This window comes from uncultured Parolsenella sp. (assembly GCF_958346945.1).
In the GTDB taxonomy this organism is placed as follows: domain Bacteria; phylum Actinomycetota; class Coriobacteriia; order Coriobacteriales; family Atopobiaceae; genus Parolsenella.
This window is the reverse complement of record NZ_CATVTL010000002.1, coordinates 256,413-269,061: the sequence shown is the minus strand read 5'-3', so window position 1 is coordinate 269,061 and position 12,649 is coordinate 256,413. Positions and strand designations below refer to the sequence as shown.

The window sequence follows — 12,649 nt, the reverse complement described above, 5'->3', positions numbered from 1 at the left end:
CCGAGAAGAAGACCACCATGCTCGAGGCCTTCCGCATGGCCGACGACGTGCTGTGCCAGGGCACCCAGGGAATCACCGACCTCATCACCGTCCCGGGCCTCATCAACCTCGACTTCGCCGACGTCTGCACGATCATGCGCGGCTCCGGCACGGCCATGATGGGCATCGGCATCGCCTCTGGTGACAACCGCGCCACCGACGCTGCCCAGGAGGCCATCTCGAGCCGCCTGCTCGAGAGCTCCGTCGACGGCGCCACCCGCGTGCTGCTCTCCATCGCCGGCAACAAGGACCTCGGCATCACCGAGATCTCCGACGCCGCCGATCTCGTTGCCTCCAACGTTGACCCCGAGGCCAACATCATCTTTGGCACGACCGTCGACGAGAGCCTTGGCGACCAGGTGCGCATCACCGTCATCGCCACGGGCTTCCAGGAGCCCAGCTCCCAGCCCTCGCTGCTGGGCGACTTCCACGCCCCGGCCGCTCCCGAGCCCGCTGCCCCCAAGCAGCCGGTGAGCGCCACAGGCTCCAAGGAGTTCGACATCCCCGACTTCCTGAAGCGCGGCCGCCTGTAATGCAGGCCCCCTCGCTCACGAGATACGTAGCGAACGGCGTGACCCTGCTCGGCGACACCAGTCGCCCGGGCGGGGTCACATTCGCGTTTACCGAGCGCACGGGTGGCGTCTCCAAGGCCCCCTACGCGAGCCTGAACCTCGGCAGCCGCTGCGGCGACGACCCTGCCTGCGTGGCGGAGAACCGCGCCCGCGCCCTTGCCGCCTTGGATGCCGAGAAGATCGCGGCGAGCCTCGTCGAGCCGCGCCAGGTCCATGGCGACCACGTCGTGGTCGTTGACTCGTCCGCGCCCGAGGCCCTCGCGGCCGCCCGCGCGCAGGCCCAGGCCGGCGCCGACGCCATCGTCTGCACCGTGCCCGGGGTGCCGGTGCTGCTGTGCTTCGCCGATTGCGTGCCCGTGGTGCTCATCGCGCCCGGGGCGTTTGCCGTGGTGCACTCCGGCTGGCGCGGCACGCTTGCGCGCATCTCGGCCAAGGCCGCGGCGGTGCTTGCCGAGGAGGCGGCCTGCGAGACGGCGGACATCTGCGCCTATGTGGGGCCGCACGCCTCTGCCGCCGACTACGAGGTCTCCGCCGAGCTGCTCGCTACGTTCGAGGATGAGTTTGGTACGATTGTTCATACTGCCGAAACGGAGAGAAACCTCGACCTCTCTGCGGCAATCCGGTGCGCGCTCACTCGGGTGGGCCTAGATAGTGCCCGCATCCTGGACGCGTGCCCCTCGACGGTCTCCAACACGGACCGTTTCTACTCCTACCGAGCTGAAGGAGGCATATGCGGTCGTCACGCTGCCATCGCCTACCTGTAGTGGGCTGCATGCTGGCGCTTGCCTGTTCCCTCGTGCTCGCGGGCTGCGCCGACTCTGGCTCGTCCAAGTCGCTGACGGTCGCGGGTTCCACCACGGTCCTTCCCATCGCCGAGATGGCTGCCGAGGGCTATGAGGGGCAGACCGGCACAAAGGTGCTCGTCTCGGGCCTGGGCTCATCGGCGGGCATCGAGGCCGTTACGAACGGGACGGCAGACATCGCCACCTCGAGCCGTAACCTTACGGCCGAGGAGTCGAGCCACGAGCTCGTCGCCACGGTCATCGCCCATGACGGCATCGCCGTCATCGTGAACCCGGACAACCCCGTCGCGAACCTCACCACCGAGCAGCTGCGCGACATCTACGCCGGCAAGATCACGAACTGGAGCGAGGTCGGGGGAGAGGACCTGCCCATCCAGGTCGTGAATCGCGACGAGGCGTCGGGCACCCGCGAGGCGTTCCGCACCCTCGTCATGGACGGCGTCGAGTTCGACCGCTCGGCCGCGGTCCTACCGGGCACCGGCCAGGTGCGCGACGTCGTGAGCCGCACGCCGGGCGCCATCGGCTACATCTCCATCGGCTTCGTCGAGAGCGACTACGCCACCACCTCGGTCAGGTCCGTGGCCATCGACGGCGTCGACGCCACCGAGGACAACGTCGAGAGCGGCGCCTACCCCATCTCGCGCGACCTCTACTTCTTCACCAACGGTGACCCGCAGGGCGAGGCCTACGGCTACATCTCCTACGTCCTGTCCGACGACATGGACCAGGTCATCCGCGACGCGGGCTACATCCCCGCTCACAAGTCCGCTGCTACCGAAGAGGGGAAGTGAGCCCATGAGCGAAGAGATGGAGGAGAGCGTAGCCAGCTCGAACCTCAAGCAGGTCTCTAAGTCGACCCGCCTCAAGGAGCTTGCCCTCAAGAACCTGTTCCTCACCTGCGCGTGCGTGGCGGTTCTCGCGGTCGTGCTCATCTTCGTGTTCACCTTTTGGAAGGCCATTCCGGTCCTCACCGACATCGGCCTGGGCGAGTTCTTCAGCCTCAAGTGGGCGCCCACCGAGGGCAGCTACGGCATTCTGGCGCTGCTCGCCGGCTCGGGCATCGTCACCGTGGGCGCGCTCGCCATTGGCGTGCCGCTTGCCGTGGGCTGCGCCGTCTTCCTCACCGAGATCGCGGGAAAGCGCCTCGCCAATGTCGTGAGCACCGCCGTCGACCTGCTGGCCGGTGTGCCTTCGGTCGTCTACGGCTTCTTTGGCCTCGTCATCCTGCGTCCGCTCGTCGCCAGCCTCACCGGTGGCCTGGGCTTTGGCGCGCTCACCGTGTGGCTCGTACTGGCCATCATGATCGTCCCCACGATCACGACCCTCACCATGGACGCGCTGCGCTCCATCCCCATGGGCATCCGCGAGGCGAGCTTCGCCATGGGCGCCACCCGCTGGCAGACGATCTACAAGGTCGTGCTGCCCGCCGCCAAGATGGGCATCGTCAACGCCGTCGTGCTGGGCATGGGCCGTGCTATCGGCGAGACCATGGCCGTGCTCATGGTCGTGGGCAACGCCCCGGTCATCTCCGGCGGCATCGCGAGCCCGCTGTCGACGCTCACGAGCCAGATCGCTCTCGACATGGGCTACTCATCGGGCCTGCACCGCAGCGCCCTGTTTGGCATGGGCGCCGTGCTGTTCATCATCTCCGCCGCCCTCGTGGGCATCGTGCGCTTCCTGTCGAGCGCGCGCGAGAGCGGTCGCGGCCACTCGCGCCACCGCCGCGCCAAGGCGGCCGACCGCGCCGTCGTCGCCGGCGGCGTCAACTTCGACCACGCCGAGCAGCCCACCGAGCACGCCCCACAGGCCACCCTCACCGCAGATGACGTGACGCCCGTCACCGGCACCGTCACGCAGGTGAGCGAGGGCAGCCGCGCGCGCATCAAGCGCCTGCTCGCCCAGGGTGCCAAGCCCGGTGCCAGCAAGAACAAGAACCGCACAAACGACGTCATGATCGGTGTGTTCCGCGCCGCCGGCGTCGTCACCGCCGCCGTGCTCGTCATGATCATCGCCTTCGTGGCCGTGAACGGCATGCCCGTGATGTCGCTCGACTTCATCTTTGGCTGGCCCCACGGCGTCAACGCCGAGGGCGGCATCTTCCCCACGATCGTCTCGACGCTCTACGTCACGGCGCTCGCCATGCTCATCTGCACGCCCATCGCGGTGCTCGCAGCCGTCTACCTTGCCGAGTACGCCAAGCAGGGACGTCTCGTGACCTTCATCCGTTATGCGGCAGACACCCTCTCGTCGGTACCGTCGATTGTCATGGGCCTCTTTGGCTACGCGATGTTCGTCGAGGCGATGGGCCTTGGCCTGTCGATGCTCTCGGCCGCCCTCGCGCTCGCCCTCATGATGCTGCCCATCGTCATGCGTACCACCGAGGAGGCCATCCGCGCCGTACCCCGCTACATCCGTTGGGGCGCCTATGGCCTGGGTGCCACCAAGTGGCAGGTCGTCTCCAAGATTGTCCTGCCCAGCGCCTTCCCGCGCATCGCCACGGGCATCGTGCTTGCCATCGGTCGCGCCATCGGCGAGACGGCCGTCGTGCTCTACACCATGGGCCAGGCCATCAACCTGCCGCTCACCCCGCTCGACTCGGGCCGTCCCATGACGATTCACCTCTACCAGCTGGCAAACGAGGGCATCAACATGCAGGCTGCCTACGGCACCGCCCTGCTGCTCATGCTCATGATCTTGGCGTTCAACCTGTTCGCGCGCTACATCTCGCGCAGGTCTGCGTCGAAGGCGAAGGGAAACTAGCATGACCGTCTACCGACACGCGCCCAACAACGGCGATACGGGCATCCACGTCGAGAACTTCGACTTCTGGTACGGCGACTTCCACGCGCTCTCCGGCGTCACGATGGACCTCGCGCCCAACAAGATCACGGCCTTCATCGGCCCGTCTGGCTGCGGCAAGTCGACGTTTCTGCGCTGCCTCAACCGCATGAACGACCTCATCGAGGGCACGCACACCGCTGGCCTCATGTCCTTCGACGGCTCCGATATCTATGCCGAGGGCGTCGACCCCGTCGACCTGCGCCGCCGCGTGGGCATGATCTTCCAGCAGCCCAACCCGTTCCCCAAGTCGATCTACGAGAACGTGGCCTTTGGCCCGCGCCTTCTGGGCGTCAACAGCAAGAGCGAGCTCGACGGTATCGTCGAGGAGTCGCTCAAGCGCTCGAACCTCTGGAAGGAGGTCGCCGATCAGCTCGACAAGAACGGCCTTGCGCTCTCCGGCGGCCAGCAGCAGCGCCTCTGCATCGCGCGCACCCTGGCCGTGCAGCCCGACGTCCTGCTCATGGACGAGCCCTGCAGCGCCATCGACCCCACGAGCGTCCAGCGCGTCGAGGACCTCATGGCCGAGCTCTCGAGCGAGATGACCATCGTCATCGTGACCCACAGCATGCAGCAGGCCGCGCGCGTCTCCGACTACACGGCCTTCTTCCTGCAGGAGCACGCGGGCGAGCCCGCCGGCCTCATCGAGTACGGCGACACCAACGAGATTTTCAGCTCGCCAGCAGACCAACGCACCGAGGACTACATCACCGGCCGCTTCGGCTGATGCGGACCTAAGCCCCATCGCCCACCAAGCGACCAGCATCGCAAAGGAGTCACGCATGAGAGAGACGTTCAATCGCCAGCTCACCGAGATGCGCCAGGAGCTCGTCTCGATCTACGCCAACATCGACCTGGCGCTGCACGACGCCGTCGACGCCCTGTCCGAGGGCGACAAGGAGAAGGCCAAGGCCGTCAAGGCCACCACGCGCGAGATGGATGCCCGCTGCGCCGCGCTCGAGCAGAAGGCGTTCCTGCTCATCGCCACGCAGCAGCCCGTCGCGAGCGACCTGCGCCTCATCCAGTTCGTGATCTACGCCAACTTCAACCTGGCGCGCATGTCCAACCACGTGCGCAACATCGCAAAGACCGCCAAGCGCTGCGCCGGTCGCGCGGTGCCTGGCCAGCTCATTGACCTGCTCGCGAGCGAGGGACACCTCGTCTACCGCGTGCTGTCGAACTGCGTCATGGCCATCGTCGAGGACGACCTGCGCCTCGCCGCTTCGCTGCCCGTGCTCGACGAGCCTGTCGACGAGCTCTACAAGCAGTTCTTCCGCTCGCTGGCCACCCTCGGCCCCGATGACGACATGGATGCCGCGAGCCGCGTGATCATGGCCTCGCGCATGCTCGAGCGCATCTCCGACAACGCCGTCGAGGTGGGCGAGAGGCTCGTCTTCCTGCTCACCGGCAAGCGCCGCAGCCTCGATGACCTGCGCGGCCTCGACGACGACGACCTGCAGGAGATGTACGCCACCCGCGGTGCCGGCTTTGCCCAGGAGCGCGACCTCGACGAGCAGCTGGCCCAGCAGATTCCCGAGGTCATGCTCGAGTCTGCCGTCGACGACGATGGCGCCGCAGACGACGTCGCCAGGAGTGCGGGCGATGAGGCCGATGAGCAGTAGCGACCTCGATACCGGCGTGCCTGCGCCCGCGACCATCGAGGTCGACGAGGCCTACCTCGCCTTCATGCGCGAGCGCCGCGCCGCTATTCTCGCGCGCCTCGAGGCCGCCTGCGCGCGCAGCGGCCGCAGCGCGTCAGAGGTGACGCTCGACGCCGTCTCCAAGACGGTGGGACCTGCCGAGGTGCTCGCCGCCATGCGCGCCGGCTATACGAGCTTTGCCGAGAACCGCCCGCAGGAGCTCGTGCGCAAGCTCGACGCCTTTGCCACCGCGGGGATCGAGGCGCCACGTTTCGACATGATCGGCAACCTGCAGAAGAACAAGATCAACGCCGTGCTGGGCCGCGCCTCGCTCGTGCAGTCGATCTCGAGTCTGACCCTTGCCCAGGCCGTCTCGAGCCGTGCGGAGCGCACGGGCCTCACCGTACCGGTGCTGCTCGAGTGCAACGTCTCGGGCGAGCTGTCCAAGGGCGGCTTTGCCCCCGACGAGGTGCGCGCCGCGGCAGACGAGCTGGTTACGCTGCCAGCGCTCTCCATCGAGGGCGTCATGTGCATGGCCCCTGCTCACGACACCGACGCGGCGCGTCGCACCTTCGCCGGTGCGCGCGAGCTTCGCGAGGAGCTTCGCGGTCGCATGGGCCTTGCGCTGCCCACGCTCTCCTGCGGAATGAGCGATGATTTCGAAATCGCGGTCGAGGAGGGCTCCACCCTCGTTAGACTGGGACGGATAGTGTTTTCTGCCGAGTACGACCTCGCCTAGGGGTCGTCTGGTTGGGGCGCTCGCGCCCTCACAGGACTTGGGGACATCATGGGATTTCTCGACAACATTAAGAACAAGCTCCAGCCCCGCGACGACTACTACGACGACGGCGGCTATGACAACGGCTACGACGACGGCGGCTATGACAATGGCTACGACGACGGCCAGTACTACGACGACGCCCCGGCCCAGCAGGAGCAGGTGCGCACGACCGGCCTTCTTGGCAACCCCGCTCGCCCTGACGCCGACAGCGTGAACGTCTTCACACGCTCGGGCCGTCACCTCTCGGGCGACGAGCTGCCCAGTGCCGCCACCGAGAGCTACTCCACGGTCAACTCGTACTCCGACGGCGCCTACCGCGCTGCCGACGACGACTGGCGCCGCGAGGCGGACGCCCCGCGCGACTTCGACCCGCAGCCCGTCTCCGACACCGGTTCCTACGTGCCGCCCATGACGCAGCCCGGCGTCTTTGGCGCCACGGGCAACACGCCCGGCGACGTGGGCCTCACGGCCGTGCCGCGCGTCACGAGCGGTAAGCTTCCCGCCTACGTGCTCAAGCCCACGAGCTACGACGACGTTCAGATGGTCGTGCGCCGCGTGCGCACCAACCAGCCGGTGGTGCTGTCGTTCAAGAACCTCAAGATCGACCTCGCCAAGCGCATCCTCGACTTCAGCTTTGGCCTTGCCTGCGGCATTGACGGCGCCGTTGAGGAGCTGGGAGACCGTGTGTTCGTCGTGCTGCCCAAGGGCGTCGAGCTCGCAGATTCCGACACCCGCAAGCTGCGCGCCGATGGCCTCATCGACTAGCCAGCTGCAATTCGCAATGTTCTATTTGACGTGGCGGCCCCGTGGCCGCCACGCTGTGTAAGGGGGACACCATGACTGACATCGAGAAGTACCTCGCGCAGTTCACCGTGGGCGTCATCGGCGTGGGCTCCATGGGCGGCGCCATCGCCCGCGGCCTCGTCCAGAGCGGCGCACTTCCGGGCGAGCGCGTGCTTGCCTGCGACCACAACGCCTACAAGCTCGAGGCTCTTGCCAGCGACTGCGGCATCCAGACCTTTGCCGATGCTGATGCGCTGTTCGCGGCCAACCCCGATGCCGTGGTGCTTGCGGTGAAGCCGCAGGTGCTGAGCGGCGTGTTGTCGTCGTGCGCCGATGCGCTCAAGGGCCGCCTCGTGGTCTCGATCGCCGCGGGCGTCACCATCGCCACCCTCGAGGAGGCGCTGCCTGACTCGCGCGTCGTGCGCGTCATGCCCAATCTGCCGGTCTCGGTGCGTTCCGGTGCCTCTGCCATCTGCGGCGGCTCGTCTGCGACGTCGGTCGACGTGGCGCTCGTGCAGCAGCTCTTCTCCGCGCTGGGCTCCGCCAAGGTCATGCGCGAGGACCAGCTCGACGCCGAGGGCGCCGTGGTGGGCTGCGCGCCTGCCTACTTCGCACTCATGGTCGACGCCCTCACGCGCGCCGGCATCCGCAGCGGCCTACGCGCCGCCGATGCCCGCGAAATGGTCAACGCCACGATGCTCGGCGTCGCCGCCTCGCTTGCCCGCAGCGGCGAGCACCCGCGCGCCTACATGGAGGCCGTGACCTCCCCGGGCGGCACTACCGCCGCGGCCCTCTACGAGCTCGAGCCGGCGCTCACGCAGGCTTGCTACGACGCCGTCGACGCCGCCCTTGCCCGCACCGCCGAGCTTGCGAAAGGCTAGGTAATGAGTCTCTATCCCGTACTTCGTGCCATCTCCGCCCTCGTGAACTTCTACGAGTGGCTCGTCATCATTTGGTGCTTCATGAGCTGGTTCCCGCTTCGCGAGGGGAGCCTCGTCTATGACATTGCCGTGGTGATCGACCGCATCGTGAGCCCGTACATGAACCTGTTCCGCCGCTTCATTCCGCCCATGGGCGGGCTGGACTTCTCGCCGGTTATCGCGCTGTTCGTGCTGTCGATTGGCGAGCGCCTGCTGTACTACGTAGTGCTGGGCGTGCTGTAGCGGCTTGTGGTTCGCGCCTGGCTTTGGCGCTGCTCGCCCATCGGTTTTGCACGTTTGGGAGGCGTTGGACGTGCCAGACCAATGGCGCGTTTGAGCAGTGCCGAGAGAGCTGCCGCCAACACCGCTGCGCACTTCTCGGCCACGTTGCATCGTTTGAGCCCGGCCGCCTGCCGCGGGTTTTCTCCACCCCATGTGTTGGATGTGGGGGAGGGGTTCCCCGGCGGGCAGTCGCGCTATACTTGACTACATGCGTATCGCGTTACCCGGGGCGCTTGCCCCAGAACTGAAAGGGACCCAGAATGGCAATCACACCCTCTGAAATCGACCAGCTCACCTTCTCTCCCTCCAAGCACGGCTATGACACCGACGAGGTCGACAACTTCCTCGAGCGTCTGTCCGGTGAAGTTGACGCGATGCTGCAGAAGATCGCCGACCTCAAGAACCGCCTGAACGCCTCCGAGCAGCAGCTTGCCGCCGCCCAGGCCCAGGTTGCCCAGCTCCAGAACCAGCCCTCTGCCGCTGCCCCTGTGGCTGAGGCCCCGGTTGCCACGTCCGCGTCCGAGAGCCAGATCTCCAAGGTTCTCATCGTGGCCCAGCAGTCTGCCGACAAGATCGTGGCCGATGCCCGCGACAACGCCGAGAAGATCCGTAATGACGCCGACCAGAAGGCCCGCGAGGTCATCCGCCAGGCCCTTGCCGAGAAGCAGAGCGAGCTCGACGAGATGGACCGCCTCAAGGCCTCCCGCGAGGAGTTCCGCGACCAGTACAAGGCGCTGCTCCAGCACTTCATGGACGATGCCGACAACGCCTTCTCCCAGCAGCTTTCGGTGAGCCTGCCCACTGGCTCCGCCGCTGCCGCCGCCGTTGTCGCCCCGGCTCCCGCTCCCATGGCCGACGCCGACGCCACGCAGCTGTCACCGGCCGCCATGCCCATGAGCGGCGTTGACGTCGATGACCTCGACTAGTTCGGGCGTCATACATTTGCATTGACTGGCGGGCCCGCAGCTCTCATGGCTGTGGGCCCGCTCTTTGTTGAGTTGGGGCTGGTATGAGCCGGGCCGGCATGACAGCGGGGACGGACCCTTTGTCATATGCTTGAGCGGTGAGGAAGTGTCCCTCTTTGATGCCGATTTCCCGGAGGAAACAATGACTGACCTGACACGAGAGTTCTGCGCCGAGAACGTGGAGCTTGTGCCTGCGGCGATCGCGGCGGGCGCTCGCCGCATCGAGCTGTGCGACAACCTTGCCAAGGGCGGCACGTCACCCTCGCTGGGCGTTATTCGCGGAGCCGTTCGCTGCTGTGCCGGCCGTGGCGTCGACGTCCTGGCTATGGTGCGTCCCCGTGGTGGCAACTTTGCCTACACCGACGACGAGCTTCTCATGATGGAGGACGACATCGACTGCGCCCTCTATGCGGGGGCTACGGGCGTCGTGTTTGGCTGCGCCCGCGGCGGAGAGCTCGACAGGGATGCTACGCTGCGACTTATTACGCGCGTACGTGAGGCCGAGAAGCGCCGCGGCGTGCCCGCGCAGATTACCTTCCACATGGCGTTCGACGAGATTGCGCCGCAGCGCCAGCTCGAGGCCATCGATTGGCTTGCCGAGCAGGGCGTCACGCGCATTCTCACGCACGGCGGCGTGGCGGGCACGCGCATCGAAGATAACGTAGCGTGTCTGCGCGAGTTTGTCGCGCGCGCTGACGGGCGCATCACGATTCTGCCCGGGGCCGGCATCACCTGGGAGAATGCCGAGGCCATCGCAGGGACCGTTGGCGTGAGCGAGGTTCATGGTACCCGCATCGTGCGCCTGTAGGGAAGCGCGCTGTCGCTTCTCGGGGTGGTGTGCCATCGGTTGCGCACGTCTCGCCCACAGAGCCATCGGTTGCGCACGTTTCGAGCCTCGTGGACGTGAAAACCGATGGCACCTTCCGGCTCCCGCCACCGTGCGGGCTCGCGGGCCCTTATCGCACAAAAAAATGTCCCGCAGCTGCGCGTGAGCTGCGGGACATTCGCGTTAGGCAGTGCGAGGCGGGCCTGTGAGCCGGGTTCTGTCGTTGACGACCATTTATCTACGACCAGCGTTGCCGCTGGCCTCTAGCGCGCAACCCGAGCGCGGTGCGGGCCACACCATGGCGCTCCTATTTGCGTTTGCTCCGGATGGGGCTTGCCAAGCCGCCGTGTTGCCACGACGCTGGTGGTCTCTTACACCACCGTTTCAGCTTTTCCCTTTGCGCGCGGCGAACCGCCCGCAGGTGGGAGTCTTCTTTTCTGCGGCGCTTTCCGTCGGGTTACCCCGCCTGGCCGTTAGCCAGCATCCTGCCCTGTGGAGCCCGGACTTTCCTCATGGCGCGCGATTGCTCGCGTGCCCCGCGGTCGTCTGGCCCACCTCGCGCATGCGATTGTAGCACGTAGGTAACGCAGTGCCGCCTAGCCCCACAAAGCTGCTAAGATTTTGAGCAATTCACCGCATGCGAGACGGCGCCATCGCACCTGCCTGGTGTCGCGTTGCAGGGCCACCACGCGGCATGCCCCGCGCCGCCGCACGACCAGCATGGAGGACCCCCATGTCCATGAACTTCAAGCGCCGCCTGCCCATCGCTAAGGAGATCCGCGAGGACATGCCCCTGTCTCCCGAGCTCGCCGCCAAGAAGGTCGAGTTCGACGCCCAGGTCGCCGCTATCTTCCGCGGCGAGGACACCCGCAAGCTCCTCGTCATTGGCCCCTGCTCGGCAGACCGCGAGGACTCCGTGCTCGATTACGTCATGCGCCTGGCAAAGCTGTCCGAGGAGGTCAGCGACCGCCTGCTCATCGTCCCGCGTGTCTACACCAACAAGCCGCGCACCAAGGGTACCGGCTACAAGGGCCTGCTCCACAACCCCGACCCCGAGGCGCCCGCCGACCTGCTCGAGGGCGTCAAGGCCGTGCGCCGCATGCACCTGCGCGTCATCGAGGAGTCAGGCTTCTTCACGGCCGACGAGATGCTCTACCCCTCCAACTACCAGTACCTCGTTGACCTGTTGAGTTACGTCGCTGTGGGCGCCCGCTCGGTCGAGAACCAGGAGCACCGCCTCGTCTCGAGTGGCGTGCCCGTGCCCGTGGGCATGAAGAACCCCACAGCCGGCTCCACCACGGTCATGCTCAACTCCATCTATGCCGCCCAGGCCGAGCAGGAGTTCATCTACCGCGGCTGGGAGGTCGAGACCCACGGCAACCCACTGGCCCACGCGATTTTGCGCGGCTACATCGGCCTCGACGGGCGCACCTACCCCAACTACCACTACGAGCACCTCGAGCGCCTGGCCGAGCGCTACACCACGGACACCTACGAGAACCCCGCCGTGGTCGTCGACTGCAACCACGACAACTCGGGCAAGCGTCCGTTCGAGCAGTTCCGCATCTGCAAGGAGGTGCTCGACTCCTGCCATCGCAACGACAAGATCCGTAGCCTGGTCAAGGGCTTCATGGTCGAGTCGTACCTCGAGGACGGCAACCAGCCGGTCGATGGTGGCGTGTACGGCAAGTCGATCACCGACGCCTGCATTGGCTGGGACAAGACCGAGTACCTCATCCGCGAGCTTGCCGAGCGCGCGTAGGTAGTTTCAAGTTTTGGGGTGCCGTGGCTGCCGTTTGGCGAGCCTGGCGCCCCAGTCCCTGTATAGAGCGCTACCATAGTTTACTAATCGTTTCTGTTCCCTCGTGTGTTTAGGCAGGCTGGCATGGTTGAGATCACCCACACCATCGCAGACCCTCTGGGCTTTCACGCCCGTTCCGTCATGCTCGTTTCCGGCGAGGCTGCTCGCTGGAAGAGCAAGGTTACGGTGAGCCATGGCGAGCACGAGGCGAGCGCCGCCGACCCCATCCAGCTCATGGGGCTCGACGCGCACAAGGGGGACACGCTCATGGTGCGCATCGATGGTCCCGACGAGGATGACGCGCGTGACTTCATGGCGCACCTTCTACGGAGGCTTTAGTGGCTCGTAGCAGTGCAAACAACGGTGCAGGTGCTGAGGCGGCGTCCGCGGAAGCGGGTG

The 12,649-nt window shown here is 66.4% G+C and carries 13 protein-coding genes, 1 other RNA gene and 1 pseudogene; 14 read left to right on the top strand and 1 reads right to left on the bottom strand.

All coding sequences use genetic code 11. From position 1 onward, the window contains the following. From Q3866_RS02930 to Q3866_RS02875, 12 genes and pseudogenes are all read left to right on the top strand, one after another. Positions 1-572: pseudogene (locus Q3866_RS02930) on the top strand (cell division protein FtsZ); the annotation flags it as partial. Then, entirely contained in the window at positions 572-1,375 is an 804-nt protein-coding gene (locus Q3866_RS02925) for a polyphenol oxidase family protein (protein WP_301829452.1), read from the top strand. The pseudogene Q3866_RS02930 and the gene Q3866_RS02925, both read left to right, overlap by 1 nt. 8 nt (positions 1,376-1,383) lie before the next feature. After that, positions 1,384-2,205, top strand: coding sequence for a phosphate ABC transporter substrate-binding protein (locus Q3866_RS02920; RefSeq protein WP_301829470.1), 822 nt, complete (start codon positions 1,384-1,386; stop codon positions 2,203-2,205). Positions 2,206-2,209: 4 nt separating this feature from the next. After that, positions 2,210-4,174, top strand: a complete 1,965-nt coding sequence (pstC, locus tag Q3866_RS02915) for a phosphate ABC transporter permease subunit PstC (RefSeq protein ID WP_301829451.1) — start codon at positions 2,210-2,212, stop codon at positions 4,172-4,174. A gap of 1 nt (position 4,175) precedes the next feature. After that, positions 4,176-4,979 carry a phosphate ABC transporter ATP-binding protein PstB gene (gene pstB, locus Q3866_RS02910; protein ID WP_293674059.1) on the top strand — a complete coding sequence of 268 codons (804 nt, stop codon included), beginning with the start codon at positions 4,176-4,178 and terminating at the stop codon, positions 4,977-4,979. Positions 4,980-5,034: 55 nt separating this feature from the next. Beyond that, complete coding sequence (locus tag Q3866_RS02905) at positions 5,035-5,874, top strand: PhoU domain-containing protein (RefSeq protein ID WP_301829450.1); 840 nt, start codon at positions 5,035-5,037, stop codon at positions 5,872-5,874. Continuing rightward, the gene (locus Q3866_RS02900) at positions 5,864-6,631 is read left to right on the top strand and encodes a YggS family pyridoxal phosphate-dependent enzyme (protein ID WP_301829449.1); all 768 of its coding nucleotides are present in this window, start codon (positions 5,864-5,866) and stop codon (positions 6,629-6,631) included. The genes Q3866_RS02905 and Q3866_RS02900 overlap by 11 nt, the downstream gene beginning before the upstream one ends. Positions 6,632-6,679: 48 nt before the next feature. Further along, entirely contained in the window at positions 6,680-7,438 is a 759-nt protein-coding gene (locus Q3866_RS02895) for a cell division protein SepF (RefSeq protein WP_301829448.1), read from the top strand. A 71-nt stretch (positions 7,439-7,509) separates the two neighbouring features. Continuing rightward, complete coding sequence (gene proC / locus Q3866_RS02890; RefSeq protein ID WP_301829446.1) at positions 7,510-8,337, top strand: pyrroline-5-carboxylate reductase; 828 nt, start codon at positions 7,510-7,512, stop codon at positions 8,335-8,337. Between the two features lie 3 nt (positions 8,338-8,340). Beyond that, the gene (locus tag Q3866_RS02885) at positions 8,341-8,619 is read left to right on the top strand and encodes a YggT family protein (protein WP_293674064.1); all 279 of its coding nucleotides are present in this window, start codon (positions 8,341-8,343) and stop codon (positions 8,617-8,619) included. 299 nt (positions 8,620-8,918) lie between these two features. Beyond that, positions 8,919-9,584, top strand: a complete 666-nt coding sequence (locus tag Q3866_RS02880) for a DivIVA domain-containing protein (protein ID WP_293674065.1) — start codon at positions 8,919-8,921, stop codon at positions 9,582-9,584. A 181-nt stretch (positions 9,585-9,765) separates the two neighbouring features. Beyond that, positions 9,766-10,431 (top strand): copper homeostasis protein CutC, encoded by a 666-nt coding sequence (locus Q3866_RS02875; protein ID WP_301829443.1) that lies wholly within the window; start codon positions 9,766-9,768, stop codon positions 10,429-10,431. 208 nt (positions 10,432-10,639) lie between these two features. Here Q3866_RS02875 and rnpB read toward each other — a convergent pair. Further along, positions 10,640-11,007, bottom strand: an RNA gene (gene rnpB, locus Q3866_RS02870) — RNase P RNA component class A. A 175-nt stretch (positions 11,008-11,182) separates the two neighbouring features. Here rnpB and Q3866_RS02865 point away from each other — a divergent pair. Together Q3866_RS02865 and Q3866_RS02860 are read left to right on the top strand one after the other, a co-directional pair. After that, a complete protein-coding gene (locus Q3866_RS02865; protein WP_301829441.1) occupies positions 11,183-12,211 on the top strand; it encodes a 3-deoxy-7-phosphoheptulonate synthase in 1,029 nt (342 codons plus the stop codon). Between the two features lie 123 nt (positions 12,212-12,334). Further along, positions 12,335-12,589 carry an HPr family phosphocarrier protein gene (locus Q3866_RS02860; protein ID WP_301829438.1) on the top strand — a complete coding sequence of 85 codons (255 nt, stop codon included), beginning with the start codon at positions 12,335-12,337 and terminating at the stop codon, positions 12,587-12,589. Positions 12,590-12,649: the final 60 nt, after the last annotated feature.

What these genes read in the sequence shown, in the direction of transcription:
- Q3866_RS02925 (WP_301829452.1), top strand. Translation starts at nt 572, where the DNA reads ATGCAGGCCCCCTCGCTCACGAGATACGTAGCGAACGGCGTGACCCTG.
- Q3866_RS02920 (WP_301829470.1), top strand. Translation starts at nt 1,384, where the DNA reads ATGCTGGCGCTTGCCTGTTCCCTCGTGCTCGCGGGCTGCGCCGACTCT.
- pstC (WP_301829451.1), top strand. Translation starts at nt 2,210, where the DNA reads ATGAGCGAAGAGATGGAGGAGAGCGTAGCCAGCTCGAACCTCAAGCAG.
- pstB (WP_293674059.1), top strand. Translation starts at nt 4,176, where the DNA reads ATGACCGTCTACCGACACGCGCCCAACAACGGCGATACGGGCATCCAC.
- Q3866_RS02905 (WP_301829450.1), top strand. Translation starts at nt 5,035, where the DNA reads ATGAGAGAGACGTTCAATCGCCAGCTCACCGAGATGCGCCAGGAGCTC.
- Q3866_RS02900 (WP_301829449.1), top strand. Translation starts at nt 5,864, where the DNA reads ATGAGCAGTAGCGACCTCGATACCGGCGTGCCTGCGCCCGCGACCATC.
- Q3866_RS02895 (WP_301829448.1), top strand. Translation starts at nt 6,680, where the DNA reads ATGGGATTTCTCGACAACATTAAGAACAAGCTCCAGCCCCGCGACGAC.
- proC (WP_301829446.1), top strand. Translation starts at nt 7,510, where the DNA reads ATGACTGACATCGAGAAGTACCTCGCGCAGTTCACCGTGGGCGTCATC.
- Q3866_RS02885 (WP_293674064.1), top strand. Translation starts at nt 8,341, where the DNA reads ATGAGTCTCTATCCCGTACTTCGTGCCATCTCCGCCCTCGTGAACTTC.
- Q3866_RS02880 (WP_293674065.1), top strand. Translation starts at nt 8,919, where the DNA reads ATGGCAATCACACCCTCTGAAATCGACCAGCTCACCTTCTCTCCCTCC.
- Q3866_RS02875 (WP_301829443.1), top strand. Translation starts at nt 9,766, where the DNA reads ATGACTGACCTGACACGAGAGTTCTGCGCCGAGAACGTGGAGCTTGTG.
- Q3866_RS02865 (WP_301829441.1), top strand. Translation starts at nt 11,183, where the DNA reads ATGTCCATGAACTTCAAGCGCCGCCTGCCCATCGCTAAGGAGATCCGC.
- Q3866_RS02860 (WP_301829438.1), top strand. Translation starts at nt 12,335, where the DNA reads ATGGTTGAGATCACCCACACCATCGCAGACCCTCTGGGCTTTCACGCC.